This window comes from Marinoscillum pacificum (assembly GCF_024714495.1).
In the GTDB taxonomy this organism is placed as follows: Bacteria; Bacteroidota; Bacteroidia; order Cytophagales; family Cyclobacteriaceae; genus Marinoscillum; species Marinoscillum pacificum.
Genome location: NZ_JAMZMJ010000002.1, coordinates 42,805 through 58,625, shown reverse-complemented (window position 1 = coordinate 58,625; position 15,821 = coordinate 42,805). Strand labels below are relative to the sequence as shown.

Sequence of the window (15,821 nt, the reverse complement as noted above, 5' to 3'; positions counted from 1 at the left end):
TTAAAACGTTGTATGTGTTGTCGGAATTGGTGATATTCATTTACCGATTTAGTCAGAACACGTCATAATGTTTAAATGGTCTTCTTTTCCCTTCATTAGGCTTTCAATTGGCTTATCTGCAGGTATTGTGATCTCACAGCTAGTTAAAGTTGATGAGATTCCTAGTTTGTGGATAGGAATTGTTTGCATTTTACTCATTGTAATTGCTTTCTTGACATACAGATGGTCGGTCATAAGAGGAGTGGTCATTTTACTTCTGTTCACTATAGTAGGTTTTCTGCTAGGAGGGTTGAATGAGGAAGAAAGAATCTCAAATCATTATTCGCATTTTGAAAATCCAGATGGATTTGTAGGAGTTATTGTGTCTGACCACAGTGATCGAACCAATCATCGGAGGTATGAGCTAGAACTTTTTGAAATCATCAATGATGATAGTTCAGCGCGAGTTCAGGGCAAAATCTATCTGTATGTTGAGCGTGCAGATAGCAAGTTGCTACAGTATGGTGATGTGGTGGCTATTTCCAAAGGTTACTTTGATATTGCTGCGCCGAAGAATCCTGAGGAGTTTGATTACAAAACCTATCTCAAAAGACAGAATATCTACGCTCATGCTTTTGTCTCGTGGGATCAGGTGCAACAAGTTGATCATCAACGTTTGAATCCAATCTTAGGTTGGGCTTATCAGATTCGTGCAGAATCACAAAAGGTAATTGATGAGTTGATTCGTAATCCCAGAGAAAAAGCTATCATTTCTGCACTGATTTTAGGTATTAAAGATCATTTGGATAATGAACTTAAAACAGCTTATTCTTCTGCAGGTGCTATTCATGTATTGGCTGTGTCTGGATTGCATGTTGGCATCATTTTCATTCTTTTGAAAATACTATTTAAGCCATTGAAAGAGCGTCGCTATGGTCGGTTTGTTTTCATGATTGTAGCTACTAGTGTCATCTGGATGTATGCGCTGATTACAGGGTTTTCTCCATCTGTGATGCGAGCTGCTACTATGTTTTCAGTAATCATTATCAGTGAAGCATTTCATAAAAAAGCTAATATTTATAATTCATTGGGAATTGCAGCTTTCATTTTAATCGTATTGGATCCGTTCGTAATCTATGCAGTAGGATTTCAATTGTCGTTTATTGCTGTCTTTGGCATTCTGATGATTTACCCACTTTTGTACCACAAGTGGCATATTCACAATAAAGTCGGAAATTATATCTGGTCGATTTTGTGCGTTTCCATTGCTGCCCAAATAGCTACGTTTCCGTTGACGCTCTATTATTTTCATCAATTTCCGACATATTTCTTAGTATCAAACCTGGTGGTTATTCCTGCGGCGACGGTGATGTTGTATGGTGGTTTGTTAGTACTACTACTGGGAGCTACTATTCCTGTGGCTGGTCAAGTATTAGCTTTCATTTATGAGTTAATCGTTTATGGTGTTAATGAAATCGTATTGTCTCTGAAGGTACTTCCATATCCTTTATTTGATTGGATTTATTTTGACCTCATCGATGTGGTTTTGATTTACCTCATTTTATTGTTCTGCTATCAGTTGGTGACTTGTTACAGTTATCACCTGATGAAGATTTCAGTTTTCTGCATCATGCTTTTCAGTTTATGGTTAGTTTGGAAGGATTGGGATCAGGATCATAAACGAATTACTTTGTTGTATGAAATTGATGACATAGCCGCTATAGATATCATTCAGGGGTCTGAAGCTGTGCTACTTGTTGATACTTTTCCGGAAAACTTAAGAGAGGAGACTTATTTCCAGGTAGATCCGTTTCGATTGGCGAATGGCTTGTCAAAAACCTCCAAATCCTGGAAAATGATTGAGCAGTCTGAGTTGGCAAGAGCAATTGGGCAGCTTCAGGTAATAGAGGCCAATGGGAGAGAGGTGGTTTTAGTTGGTGACATGCAGGGGTATGAGCTCTCTGAAAAGCTCTCTGTGGATATAGTTTACCTGAAGTCTCCATGTGCGGAGCTACTGGATTATTTTGATTGCCAGTTGGTAGTGCTTGGGAACGGGTTGAGCTACTATGAAAAGCAGCAAATGATATCCCTATGTGAATCTAATGGAATTGACTATCACTCCCTGAAAGATGATGGTTATTTAAAATTGTAGTTCGAGTACTGCTGCTAACAACAAATAGGTCAAACCTCTAAATTGTTAGATAGACTTCAACCAACTTATTGCTTCATTCGTATTGCTAAAGTGTCTGGATTGAAGCCCGAGCATTGATTTCTTTTCTTCAATGTTTTTAATGGACATTTGATTGAGAATATTATCACTTACGATGACGGCAGTTGCTCGATAGCCATTTTTGTAAGCTTTTTCATACCATTCGTTTGCTAACCATTCCTGATTTTCCTGGCTAACAACTTTCGAGTTCCTGTTGTCTACTAATAATTTACTGGACTTATTTTTAGTCATTAAATCCAATGCGAAATTGCAGGCTTCCTGAAAGTCTTTAGCAATAGAAAATCCTTTCCATTCTATTTGAATAGCGTTTATTTTAGGAAGATGTTGAATAGCGCAGTGTTTTTTGTTGTAGGTTGTGTGGGTACTCATGAGGTGTGTTTATTCAGTCAAAAAGAATTTATCGGATTGATCTTTTTAATCTATTTGAGTGTTAAAATAATTCAACTTATCTTCATTCCGTCAGATTTGAATTAAAAAGGCTTTTGTCAGATTACCTTAACCTTAGCATTGTATAGTTGAGTACACCACTTCAAATATTACAGAAATTTTGGGGCTACTCTGATTTCAGACCTCTACAGTCTGAAATCATTGGTGCTGTGCTTGATAAGCAGCCGGTATTGGCGTTATTGCCAACAGGAGGAGGGAAGTCAATCTGTTTTCAGGTTCCCGCTTTGTGCGTTGAAGGTATTTGTATAGTGATATCTCCTTTGATTGCACTGATGAAAGATCAAGTGATGCAGTTGCAAAAGCGCAATATTAAAGCGGTGGCTATTTATTCTGGCATGAGTAAAAAGGAGATTGATATTGCTTTAGACAACTGTGTTTATGGGCAAATCAAGTTTTTGTATGTCTCTCCTGAGCGATTAAAGACGGATATTTTCAAAGAGCGTGCAAAGCAAATGGATATCAATCTGTTGGCTATTGATGAAGCTCACTGTATTTCCCAATGGGGTTATGATTTCAGACCTCCTTATCTGGAAATTGCGGAGTTTATAGAAGAAATCAATCCTCCCAGAATTGTTGCTTTAACAGCTTCTGCCACTCGTGAAGTGAAGTTTGATATTCTTGATAAACTCAAAGCAGAGAATGCGCGTGTTTTTCAGAAGAGTTTCGCACGAGCTAATTTGTCTTACTCAGTTTTTGAATTGGAGCATAAGGAGCAAAAAATTCTGGAGATCTTAAAAAGTGTTCAGGGAAGTAGTGTGGTGTATGTTCGGAGTAGAAAGCAAACCCGTGAAATTGCTGAATTCTTGCATTACAATCAGATATCAACTGATTACTACCATGCAGGAGTTCCGGGCTCAATAAGGTCAGCTAAGCAGGACAAATGGATAGCTGGTGAAACGAGAGTGATGGTAGCTACGAATGCCTTTGGGATGGGGATTGACAAACCAGATGTGCGTACTGTTATTCATTATGATTTGCCTGACTCATTAGAAGCGTATTATCAGGAAGCCGGTAGGGCAGGAAGAGATGAGCAGAAGGCATATGCCATTCAGCTGTACACAAAAAACGATATAGAAAACCTAAGAACTCGTACGGAGCAGGCAGCAGTTTCTGTTGAATATATCAGAAGGGTTTACCAGGCGTTGGCCAACTACTTTAAGCTGGCTGTAGGAAGTAATGCGCTTTCTAGTTTTGAGTTTGATTACCAGGCTTTCGCTCGCAATTTCGACTTGCCATTAGTAGAAACTTTTCATGCGCTCAATAAGCTAGCGGATGAAGGCTTGATAGCCTTAAACGAACCATTCAAAGAGACATCCAAGCTGATCTTTAATTTAGATCAACCGGAAGTTTACAAGTTTCAAGTGGCTAATAGAGCAATGGACCCAGTGATCAAAGTACTCATGCGTTTGTATGGAGGTCAGCTGTTTACCGACTTTGTGACTATCAAAGAGAAGGATATAGCATCACTTCTGGGTGAGTCCATTGAAAAAGCCTATCAACAATTAACCTATTTGCACCAAGCGGAAGTAGTTACTTATCAGCGCGCCAGTGATATCCCAAGAATCACATTCCTGACTCCACGATACGATGCAAATAACTTACCCTTAGATCAAAAGCGAATCAAGTGGCGAAGAGATGTCACTCTCCGCAAGGCCGAGTCGGTCATCAATTATGTCTCTGATACCAAAAAATGTCGCTCCAGAGTGATTCAAAAGTATTTTGATGAAGTCACTGCTGAAGATTGTGGTGTTTGTGATGTTTGCCTTTCCAAAGTCAAATACACCAATTCCATACCACTTAATCAGATTGAAGACTTTATCCAGACAGGTGCTAAATCTGAACAAGATTTAAAGGCACATTTTACAGGACTAGACTTTGATGATTTGGTAGCTGGAATTAGGACTTTGATGGATCAGCGTCGCATCTACTTCACCAGGAGTGAGATGTTTGCTATTTCTCCTGAGTAGTTTTAGGTGTATTTCCTGCAGGTTTCACATGTTTCCAGGAATCTCCCCGCTTAATGCTAAAAATGGTTCCTACGGAGACTCCAAATTGTTTTGCAATGATTTTGACACGAGTTTTTCGGTTAGGATCAGCCATCATCTTTTTGATAATAGCTACTTGAGTTCGGCTTAGTTTGTTGTTGGGAGTAAACTCTTTATCGTAAGTGTAAGCTGATTTATGAAACTTGCTCATATGATGCTTGAACTCATCTTTGTCAACCCATTTAAGGTTGTCAGCAGCTGGATTTCCCTTGTTTTCATCTAAAAAGATAATATGGTCAAGTCCATCTGGGTTCGGCAGAAAGAGCTCAGCTACCACTTTGTGAACATAGATTAGCGTGTTCTTACCATCCTTTTTACGGGTTGGTATTGCACGATAGCCCATATTTTTATAGTGCTTTAAGAGTTTGGGAGGATTGAAATAAAGTGATTTGACTTCACCGTAGTTACTAACAAGAAACTTATTACGAATATCCTCGTTTTCCCATGTTTTCCATTCTTCCATAGGTGAGAAGGCAGTGTGTTCGTGTCAAAAATACGCTAAATTTTTGATAATCAAAGACATAAAAAAAGAGCAGATTGAAATAATCTGCTCTTTTCGTATTGATTTTTGTTAGTTTTTACTCTTCCGTTTCCTCAAGAGCCGCTACTCCTGGGAGAACTTTGCCTTCCATGTACTCAAGTAATGCACCCCCACCGGTGCTTACATAAGATACTTTATCTCCAAATCCTAAGTTGTTGATAGCCGAAGCAGAGTCTCCACCACCTATGAGTGAGAAGCCACCGTTTTCTGTCGCATTTACTACAGATTTTGCGATAGACTCAGTTCCTACTGCAAATGCAGGGAATTCAAACACTCCCATAGGACCATTCCAAAGGATAGTTTTAGACTTTTCAATCGTCTCAGAGAACAATTTTACTGTTTCTGGTCCAATGTCCAATCCTTGCCAATCGTCGGGTATAGTGCCCGCTGTAACAGTTTGCTTATTAGCATCCTTGTTAAAGTCATCAGCTATCACCGTATCTACAGGAAGAATAAGGTTTACACCTTTTTCTTTAGCCTTAGCTCTCAATTCTTTAGTCAATGGCATTTTGTCTTCCTCTAAAAGAGATTGACCGATGTTGCCACCCTCAGCTTTTGAGAATGTATATGACATTCCGCCACCAATGATTAGGTTGTCAGCTACATCCAACAATCTCTCGATGATAAGAATCTTGTCAGATACTTTTGCTCCACCCATAATCGCAGTAAAAGGTCTTTGTGGTTCGCCTAATACTTTCTTAGCATTCTCCAACTCTTGCTGCATTACATATCCACAACATTTGTCGTTGAATGATTTCGCAACTATAGTTGTAGAAGCGTGTGCTCTGTGAGCTGTACCAAACGCATCATTTACATAGATATCTCCAAGTTTTGCCAGTTTAGAAGCAAACTCTTCATCACCCTTAGTTTCTTCAGGGTAGAATCTTACGTTTTCAAGAAGTAATACCTGACCAGCGCCTAGTTTCTTACTTTTCTCTATAGCTTCTTCTCCTACGCAATCATTTGCGAATTGTACAGTAACACCTAATTTTTCACTAAGATCTGGAATGATGTGCTTTAATGAGAACTTCTCCTCTGGACCAGTTTTTGGACGGCCTAGGTGGCTCATCAAAATGGCACTTCCTCCTTCATCTATAATCTTCTTGATCGTAGGGATAGCAGCTTTCAGACGAGTATCATCAGTTACATTGAAGTCTCCATCCAAAGGCACGTTAAAATCCACACGGATCAATGCTTTTCTGTTTCTAAAATTAAAATCATCTATGGTTCTCATATCCACTAAGTTTAGGAGTGCTAAATTGTTCTATATGACAATAAAAGCAAAGATTTATTGCGATATTATCTTGATGCGGCGCGATTTAACCTATCGTTAATAGCCTGACCAAGCCCTTCCTCTGGAAATTTCTCAGTCAGGATTAAGTCAATATCTTTCTGATCCATCAAACGCAAAGCGCTAAAAAGGTTACGTGCTGCTTCGTTTAAATCCTTCGATTGGGATAATGCTATTTGGTTTTCGGCAGGAACTTGCTCGAACGTTTTGGAGAAACTGATAATACCGATTTTCTTATGCTCGAAGCGAGAAACTAGTAAGTCAAGTTTTCCAATGATTAATCTTTTGGAAGGAGCGTAATGAGATTTTAACATTCCCGGAGCCATCGGATCTGAAGAATGGATAATCTTTAGCTTTACTTTACCTACTACCGCTTCAATGTCTTCTACCTTCTTACCACCAAGTCTGTAGATGATAGGTCTTTCATTTTCTCCGAATCCAATGATCGTTGATTCTATACCGATAGAGCATGGCCCTCCGTCCAAAATGTACGGAATTTTATCTCCCAACTGATCATTGACATGCTGTGCAGTAGTAGGGGATACATATCCGAATGGGTTAGCACTTGGGGCAGCCAGTGGGAAATCGAATTTGCTAAGAAGTTGTTTCGTAAGCTCGTGTCGAGGCATTCTTACTGCTACCGCTGGTAAGCCTGAAGTCAGTAGGTCAGGCATGTGAGGTTGTTTTTCCAGTAAGATAGTCAATGGTCCTGGCCAGAATGCGTCTGCTAGTTTCATGGCAGGCTCAGGAATGTGTGTGACGTAGCTTTTTACCTTCTCCAATGAGTCTGTATGAGCGATTAGAGGGTCAAATTTTGGCCTTCTCTTGACACTGAAAATATCCAGAATAGCACTTTCATTTAAAGCATTACCAGCTAACCCATAAACCGTTTCGGTTGGAATAGCTACCAGCTTCCCCTCACTGAGTAACTCAGCTGCTTTATCTATGTCTGTACCAATTACCGCCATTTCTGTAAAAACTCTACAATTATCCTAAAAAAAAATGTAATCACTGATATATTTACGATCTAAACCCATTCAGATATTGAAATGAATAACAGCACTAGAAATACACTAAGAATTGTATCCATTATTCTTGTTTTAGGCTTAGTATTAATGCAGCTCAATATCATTCCAGACCTTCTTAACTATAAGTTTTGGTTCATGATAACGGCCTATGCGCTATTATTGGTTACACTAAAACGGTAATCTTACAATTCGTACTGTATGGTTTTTGCCTTTGTAGTGAACCACCACAAAGTAAATGCCAGATCTTACAGGAATTCCAGCATTATTTAATCCGTCCCATACTATTTGATTTTTACCAGCATACTGAGGTGCGAATAGAAGGTTTCTGATCAGTCTTCCAGAGTCGTCGAATAGATCTATTACTACTTCTCCATCTTCAGGCAGTTCGTAGGATATAGTTGATTCAGCTGTGAAAGGATTAGGATAAGCTTTGCTTGTGAATGATGCTGAAGCGAAATCAGGTAGATTGTACTTTTTGGCATCATTAACAAATGTTTCGAATGTACCACTTCCGTGGGTTGCAATGACAAGTCGCCCATCAATGGTTCGGTAATCCATCATGGTTACCACGGCATAACCAATTTCCTCAGCTCCATTTTGTTCCCAAATGGTATTAAATCCGTCGGCACTGTCAGTTGTAAATAATCCGATACTTGTTCCCACGAAATAACGATATCCATTATTTGTCGGAACTATTTCAGACCATCGGACACTTGGTCCATAGCCCAGTCCATTTGGAAATTCTTCTAAGTTTCCACTAATATCAATGAATGTCTGCCCTCCATCAAAGCTTTCAAAGATCGAAGGAACATTGTAATTAGAGATTGTTAACACAATGTGGTTGTCATCTTCTGGATTGATGGCAATACTAGATACATGTCCACCAGCTGGTAGTATAAGGCTGTCTCGATGAAAGGAAACGGTTGTGTTGAATTTGTCTGAGGCATTGTCAATCACCACCAGGCCAGGCAAATCAGAAGTAATTCCAGCATATACTTTGTCAGATGATGGGCTTACACTCAAGCAGGAATAAAGGATATCGGGAATTTTGGTTGCTGTCAACTTATCCCACCCGACTGAAGTAGGCTTCTGTAAGCCACCAGGAATCTGTGCTAGATTATTGTTTCTCCAAACCACATTGCCACCCAATAGGAACATAATGTTATCATTTTTGGGATCCAATTCGAAGGGGTTTATAAAGAGATAAGGGACTTCTTCTGTTCCACCACCTAACGGGTCTACTCTCGCGAAAGAACTGAGGCGATAGTTATCTGTCATTGTGGTACGATAAACCTGGCTATTCTGGAAGGAAACGTATCTATAATCTGAATTGGAAGTTATGGCGGCATATCCTCCATCTCCGCCTAGTACTCGATTCCATGGAGGATTTTCTCCTACAGCGTCTCTGAAGTAGCTACCATTGTCTTGCATGCCTCCAATGATCTCATTGGATCGACTGTCTTTGCGTTGGGAAATGCTATAAAACTGAGAAGTTAAATAGCCATTGTTAAGACTAGTCCATTTTACCGTGTCAGCTTGATTGTTGTTAGTCTTTATCAATCCACCATCTGAGCATGAAATCATTTGATTGGAATTGGAAGGATAGAAGAGTAACAAGTGCTGATCAGCATGGTGGTCTTCATATTGTGAAGCATTGTTTTTAGGACTATAGCCACCGATCCATGAGGTGTTTCTTTCTGTAACGAATCCGTCAGTGGATCGATACAAGTTTGTGCCACCTACATATATGATATCGTCATTGGAAGGATGAACAGATACCATCATATTGTATCCACCTTGAGAATCAAAATTTCCATAGGTACCACCCAATTTAGGGATTCCAAAAGCTAAACTGTTCCAGGTGCCGTTAAGGACTGAAGCACTTTTGCTCGTAATTGTTAATTTTAAAAAAGCCTGGCTTTCTCCGTCTATTAGGAAGTAAACCTCGTCTCCGGTGTTATTGCTGTTGATGACGGTTCGTTGATGTTTTTCTGGGAGAAATGCAGGCGTGATGTTGATCCAGTTGATGCCATCTAAACTGTAGTAGAATCCTGCTTTGGTATATTGTTCATCATTTTCACAGCTAGAGTTTCTAGCTGCTGCGGTTTGTGCACTTAACGATGCAAAATATACACCTTGTGCGGTACGATGGATTTCAGTGTAAAATGGAGCGATCTCACAGTTTAGGTCTTCAATGTCAACATTGTATAAAGATTCACCTAATACAACAGACCAGCTGTCTCCTCCATTTGTTGAACGCACAATTCCTCCGAATGTGGCGGCGTAAATCTCTGATTCATTTAGGTTGTCTGGGTTTAGGGCCATTCTCCATACGTATTGAAACATGCTGGTGAAATTGTCGGGAGAGGCCTCATCGATGGTTGAATTAAGTATTGTCCAGGTATCTCCATTATCATTGGACTGATAGATGCCTCCTCCACGATAAGGTGAAGCGAGACTTCTAGCGCTGTTTCCAAGAAGTTCTCCAGTTCCGAAGTACCAGGTGTCCTGATGATTTTCTCGAGTATCTTGTACTAAGGTCGTAACTGAGTTGCGAATGTTGGCGGTGGAAGAGCGAGTCCAATTTTCACCGCCATTGATGGTTTTCCAAATGTTCCCAGAAACTCCACCGGCTAGAATGGTTCGTTCTGATCTTACATCAAAAGCTGCTGCTCTGGTTCTTCCTCCAATATTGTATGGGCCAGCTTTTTGGAATTCTTCGTCTTCAATTCTAAGGTCGCTGTGAGATTTTTCTTTTATGGGGAGGGTGCGAGCAAATGCAAGTTGCTGCTTTCTATTGATATCTATTAGGCCCGTTTTTGGGTTTGCAAGGAGTTGATTTTCGTATGCTTGTCTGGCTAATGGATTCTCTTTGGAGCCAATGGATGATTCTTCAGAGACGAATGAAATAGAATAATCCGGGCACGTTTCAGGTACCCGGATTATAAAAATAATGCTTAATAAAAGCAGATAATTAGAGAGTTTGATCACTCAATAACTGTATTTACTTTGTTTAATTTCCCTTCATCCAACGGTGCGGTAACAACTCCTTCACCATTATTATTCATGTCGCCTTTGTGCGCATAGATGTAATAAGATACAGGCTTAAGGTCTTTAAAAGTCACTCGCCCTTTGCTGTCCGAGCTCATCGTAGCAACAGCATTATCTCCGGCTCTGTAATCCTCTTCTTTTTCAAAGATGGAAACAGTTGCGCCTTCAGTTGGGTTGCCCAGACCGTCAATCACAGTTATTCTAAGTTTTGTAGGTAAAAATTGGTTGTCTACATTTTTAAAAGAGAATAACCCAGCTAGAAGAACAGCGGAGATTACAAAAAGAATGTATTTCATAGTTTTCATGTTTCAAGTGTTTGTTACTTATTCAACAAAAACTCAGCCAATTTTTCAAAGTCATCAGCTTCGTTGTATTGGCGGTCATTGTAATTGTTGACAATAAATCGGATGTACGTTGGATGGTCATCCACGGTTATATGTTCAATCAAAATATTTCCGTATTGTTGATTGATTCGATCTTTGGGTTGAGCAAAATTGACTCGAGGTTTAAAATAATACCTCGAAAGTGTCTCAACAATCCCGTTTTTAGCAGTTACTGTGACGTCACTGTTAGCTCGTTTGTAATTCAGTTCTTTGGTCCGTTCGCCAAACCAGTCAAATAGGAAAGCGAATTCCTCTTTGTTCATTCGCTCATTGTAGCTAATGGCAAACCCGTTGGATCTATTGGTTTCTAATAAATGAACATCAGGATCTCCAATGACGCCTTGTTTTTTGAGCTCGTAGGAATTGTAAACCGCGTTTAGTATATCAAACCTTTTGAAAGATTTAGTCCACATGGTATAGTCATCCAGGTAGCTTTTACTTCGCTTGATAGGTTCATGAAGTAAGATTTCGTTCTTATTTGACTTCTGCGGAAAGAGTTGATTTACGATCTGATCAAAAAATGCCATCTTATTTAATAACCGTCACAGATCCATACTGTTCAATCTTTTGTCCATCAGTTCTCAGCGTACTGGTAAATAGCATGCGATAAGCATAGGTTCCCTGAGAAACATATCGTCCATTGAAGGTACCATCCCATCTGAAGTTTTTATCCGTAGAGTAATAAACAAGGTCACCCCATCTATTGAATACATATACTTCAAACTGGTCCACAAACTCATTTGGATATGCAAACCATTCTTCATTTTGTCCATTGCCATTCGGGCTAAATGCATTGGGAACGAAGATCGTTTCATAACATTCCTGAGATACGCTTAGCTGAACGGTATCAATCTGCACGCAGTTAGGCGGCGCCACATCTCTGACTTCTACAAAATAAGTACCACTGTCCAGATCGTTAATGCTAAATGTGCTGGTGGTCAATAGCTCAGTAGAAGAGAATACTGTGTTGCTAAACTGATCAAATACATTGATTTCAACATTCTCTGGAATCAAATTGCTGAACGTAATTTGAATATCTCCAGTTCGTGCACATTCGTTTTGGGCGATCGCCTCTATATTATAACTCGCATTATCTTCCAGCTGAACAGTTTGAGTGCGAGTACAACCAGTGATTGAGTTAGTGATAGTGGCTGTGTAACTACCAGATGAAAGCCCAGTAATATCAGGTGTAAGTCCTGGTCCGTCAAATGTGAATGGTCCTGCGTTAACTGCTCCCGAAAGTGAATAGGTAAAGTTGCCTGATTCAGCGATTTCCAAGGCAAAAGAGCCATTGGCCTGACTACATTCTGGATTGACCACATTGGCTTGAGTTACCGTTGGTGCACCTACAATAGAAACAGTCACACTATCGGAATAAATACAGCCTGTAAAGTCATTAATCACTTCTACGGCATAAACAAACTCTCCTGCTATGTTGCTGTTGATCAATTGTGTGCGCTGATCTCCAATTTCTGCTCCATCTTGTGTCCAGGTAAATATTGGACCGGGATCATTTGCGTCGAGTAAAATGGAATCAAACTGACAGATTGTTAAGTCTGGACCCAAATCCACAAAAGTTTCACCATCTCCAATGAATACCGTAACAGTATCAGAACTACACCCGAAATCATTGATAATGGCTACATCCACCACAGTTGGTGCGTCGAAAGTTACCTGACGAGTGAAATCTCCCGTAGACCAGTAATAATTCAAATCATCTCGATCCACATCCCAGGCAGAAAGGGTTACTGATCCACCACATAGGGAGGTGTCAGAAGGAACCATGGGTGCTTCAGGAATAGAAAACACAGTGACTGTATCAGTCAATACGGAATCCGTGTCACATCGATTACTTAGTGTAAGAGTTACAATGTAAGTACTATCAATTGTGTATACGTGTGAGGTGTCTGGACTTGATAAATTAGCAATGATGGTTCCATCACCGAAATCCCAGGTGTAGAACTCAATGCTATTGTCACGTCCAGTTCCTGAGAAAAGCGTCTCTTGTCCAGCACACGCTACCGTCGTAGAAATACTTGGTGTCAAGCTAGGGTCTGATACCTGTTGAGTAAAGTTAGGTAAACCATATCTGGAAATACGACCTTCTCCCAGTGGGTCTAAATTGACCTGTCCGGCGGCATAACTAATGTCATTTGCTGTTAGCCCAGTCGGGTTCTGAATCTGATCAATCAAGCTGGAATTATTCACAGCAATGTATATGATGCCATTTGGTCCCATTTGCATAGCACCAAGATCAGCAGAAGTGCCAGGAACTATCTCTTTGGTCGCTTGAATGTCGGTGGCTGGATTGTTACTGTTTAATGAGTCCAGTCGATATTTCAATAATTGTGATGCTCCACCAAGTACCGAACTGGTCGTAATGAACATGTTTTGTCCATCAGCAGAGAATTCCATGCCGTAGACAAAATTGCCAGGCTCATCAATTTCAATCAAACGAGAATTGCTAACCGCTCCATTGGTGAGATCGTAATCAAGAATATCTACATAGTTGTTGGCTCCGGGAATAGAGACCGCTACATGGTTGCCACCTGGGATGAATTTCATGTAACCTGTAGCTCGAGGCTCTTCTTCGAAAATATGCTCTTCTCCAGCTGAGGAATGAATTGGGCCAATAACACCATTGTCATTGACTTGATAGGAACGGAAGTTGTTGTTGCCATATTCGTGAGCAAGCAAGTAAGGAGTGCCCGTAAATCCACTAGCGGTAACTCTTTCCGTACTACATTCAATGATTGGAATGTCTTTTATAAGCACCTGACCTCTAGCCGTATCCTTTTTAATGTCTACAATAGACATTTTCAGGTTGAAGGTAAAGTCGCCATATACTTCTTCCGTAGTGAAGATGTAGAACATCGTATTGTCATCAGGGAAAGGTAAAATAATGGCAGATTGAGCCGCAGTACTATCCCCTCCAATATTGGTTCCGCCTACCATAATTTCATGGTCCCTATTCCAGACAGTGACTCCATTGGTGTAGAAGAGTAGTTCTCCATTGGAGCCAGACATGGTGGCACAACCTTCTGGACTGTCCATCAGGTTTTCATCGACCAGGGCTTCGGGAGGAGTGAAATTAAAATCCAATCCAGCACGCTCTCCAAAATACCACTGATTGGAAAGTTGTCGTTGGAATCCGTACTCTGTTACCACAATGTCGTCAAAAGATGTACATCCTCCAGGGCCAGTTACTTCTACCCAATATGTACCAGCTGTATCAATATCTATCGTCTGAGTGACTTCTCCAGTGCTCCAAATATATTGCACACCTTCTCCTGCATCTAAAGTGAGTATTTCATCCACACATATGGTGGTGTCATTCCCCAGGTCTACAGCAGTGTCAATGGCTAAAATTTCTATTGGTAAACTGATCGACTGAGTATACCCGTTAAGTTCTGCCGTTAAAGAAACAAAAGCTCCAGTAGGTCCATCGTAAGTATGGACTGCTGCAGGGCCTACACCTGTATTGCCATCTCCAAAGTTCCAGAAATAGCGATCCGCCACCGGATTGGTAAAGGCTATGAATTTCGTTGCGCTTTGTTCACAAGAATCTAAATAAGTGAAAGTCAGCGAGTCAAAGTAATTGACTGGGTAAAATGCTGGCGAAAACTCAGGAAACTGTGTTGCTAAAAAGTTTTCTTCGAACAATAAACTGTCATACAGGACTCCAGTGTCGACAACACTATCTGGTGAGTTTATTCTACCAATGGTAAATGGGTCTGATCCGCCATTGGCCTGGTACAGGTGGTAGATGCGGTTGTCTGGTCCCTTTTTCAATCCGAAACTGCGGAATACACTATTGGTTAATACAGGAGTGACTGGATAATCAGTAGCTACAGTATCTGTTAAATTAACCTGGTATAGGTTGCCGCCATTGGTATCGTCTCCTGTTCTTGAGAAATAGAGTTTTGAGCCGTCCGGAGACCATTCCAAATCATAAATAACTTCTGAGCCAGTATCTGAAAATCCTGAATTCAGTATCTGTTCCTGAAAAGTCATTTCTCCTGTAGCAGGGTCGAAATCCAATAAAACGATATTTCTGTTATTGCGAATAGAGGATAGGGCAAGAGTAGTTGCTCCTAAAGAATCCGTTTTTACAGCTACTGCAGTTGCTTCAAATGAAGGGATGGAATCTGGAAATACATCGTAGTTGGTTGTGCTTAAGATACCCCCAGATGCTACTTGACTTACCACTAGGTCTAATGTGTTAACGTCTTGAGTTACTAGCCAGAAACTCTGTCCATCAGCACTTTCCAATACTTTAAATAGTTCAGCAGCATCCGTGATTCCTGTTGGTTGGTTTAGTAAGGTGATATCTCCTCGTGGGAATTCACTCATCGTAGAATTTCCTTGCAAAGAGGCGTCTACCACACTATATTCAATTGTCGATCCTGAGTTAGTGAAAATGTAATATTGCTGAGAATTGTCTGGAAATGGACAAGACACTACAGGTTGAATCTTGGTTAAATCCCCATTCAATCGAGAAAATGCCAAACCTGGCAATAATTGATGTTGATTGTCATATATAACCTCTCCATCTGAATAGAAAAGTAAGTTTCCTTTTAGCTTATCTGCAATTACGGTAGATCCATGATTGCCGAATGGAGTGGCTTGATCGTCCACGACCGTTGCATCTCTAGCACTTTTATCAATTACAAAACCATTTGAGTTACTTCCAAAGTACCAATGACGCTCTGTAATATTTTGTCCGGAAACCCAGAGAATGGACCAGAAAATGATAAAAACACCTGAAAGTAGAAATTTTCGCATGCACAAAGTAAGGGTTAAATCATGTGGATATGTCCCATGAA

10 protein-coding genes are annotated in these 15,821 nt (G+C 40.3%); 2 read left to right on the top strand and 8 right to left on the bottom strand.

The genetic code is table 11. The annotated features are described in order from the left end of the window. The first annotated feature begins 67 nt into the window (after positions 1–67). Positions 68–2,131, top strand: a complete 2,064-nt coding sequence (locus tag NXS00_RS07295) for a ComEC/Rec2 family competence protein (RefSeq protein WP_258098497.1) — start codon at positions 68–70, stop codon at positions 2,129–2,131. 45 nt (positions 2,132–2,176) lie between these two features. Here the strand turns inward: NXS00_RS07295 and NXS00_RS07290 are convergent, their stop codons facing one another. Then, on the bottom strand, positions 2,177–2,578 hold the full coding sequence (locus NXS00_RS07290) for an STAS/SEC14 domain-containing protein (RefSeq protein ID WP_258098496.1): 402 nt from the start codon (positions 2,576–2,578) through the stop codon (positions 2,177–2,179). Between the two features lie 146 nt (positions 2,579–2,724). Here NXS00_RS07290 and NXS00_RS07285 point away from each other — a divergent pair, with 146 nt between their 5' ends. Continuing rightward, positions 2,725–4,623, top strand: coding sequence for a RecQ family ATP-dependent DNA helicase (locus NXS00_RS07285; protein ID WP_258098495.1), 1,899 nt, complete (start codon positions 2,725–2,727; stop codon positions 4,621–4,623). Here NXS00_RS07285 and NXS00_RS07280 read toward each other — a convergent pair. The 7 genes from NXS00_RS07280 to NXS00_RS07250 all read right to left on the bottom strand — a co-directional run bounded on the left by NXS00_RS07280 (position 4,607) and on the right by NXS00_RS07250 (position 15,780). Beyond that, entirely contained in the window at positions 4,607–5,164 is a 558-nt protein-coding gene (locus NXS00_RS07280) for a hypothetical protein (protein WP_258098494.1), read from the bottom strand. The two genes, NXS00_RS07285 and NXS00_RS07280, sit on opposite strands and share 17 nt — an antisense overlap. Positions 5,165–5,279: 115 nt before the next feature. Next, complete coding sequence (locus NXS00_RS07275) at positions 5,280–6,476, bottom strand: phosphoglycerate kinase (protein ID WP_258098493.1); 1,197 nt, start codon at positions 6,474–6,476, stop codon at positions 5,280–5,282. Between the two features lie 65 nt (positions 6,477–6,541). Further along, positions 6,542–7,501 carry an L-threonylcarbamoyladenylate synthase gene (locus tag NXS00_RS07270; RefSeq protein WP_258098492.1) on the bottom strand — a complete coding sequence of 320 codons (960 nt, stop codon included), beginning with the start codon at positions 7,499–7,501 and terminating at the stop codon, positions 6,542–6,544. A 228-nt stretch (positions 7,502–7,729) separates the two neighbouring features. Further along, a complete protein-coding gene (locus NXS00_RS07265) occupies positions 7,730–10,552 on the bottom strand; it encodes a FlgD immunoglobulin-like domain containing protein (RefSeq protein ID WP_258098491.1) in 2,823 nt (940 codons plus the stop codon). Further along, the gene (locus NXS00_RS07260) at positions 10,549–10,917 is read right to left on the bottom strand and encodes a carboxypeptidase-like regulatory domain-containing protein (RefSeq protein ID WP_258098490.1); all 369 of its coding nucleotides are present in this window, start codon (positions 10,915–10,917) and stop codon (positions 10,549–10,551) included. Before NXS00_RS07260 ends, NXS00_RS07265 begins: the two co-directional genes overlap by 4 nt. Positions 10,918–10,931: 14 nt before the next feature. Then, on the bottom strand, positions 10,932–11,522 hold the full coding sequence (locus NXS00_RS07255; RefSeq protein ID WP_258098489.1) for a hypothetical protein: 591 nt from the start codon (positions 11,520–11,522) through the stop codon (positions 10,932–10,934). 1 nt (position 11,523) lies between these two features. After that, positions 11,524–15,780, bottom strand: coding sequence for a T9SS type B sorting domain-containing protein (locus tag NXS00_RS07250; protein WP_258098488.1), 4,257 nt, complete (start codon positions 15,778–15,780; stop codon positions 11,524–11,526). Positions 15,781–15,821 lie beyond the last annotated feature (41 nt).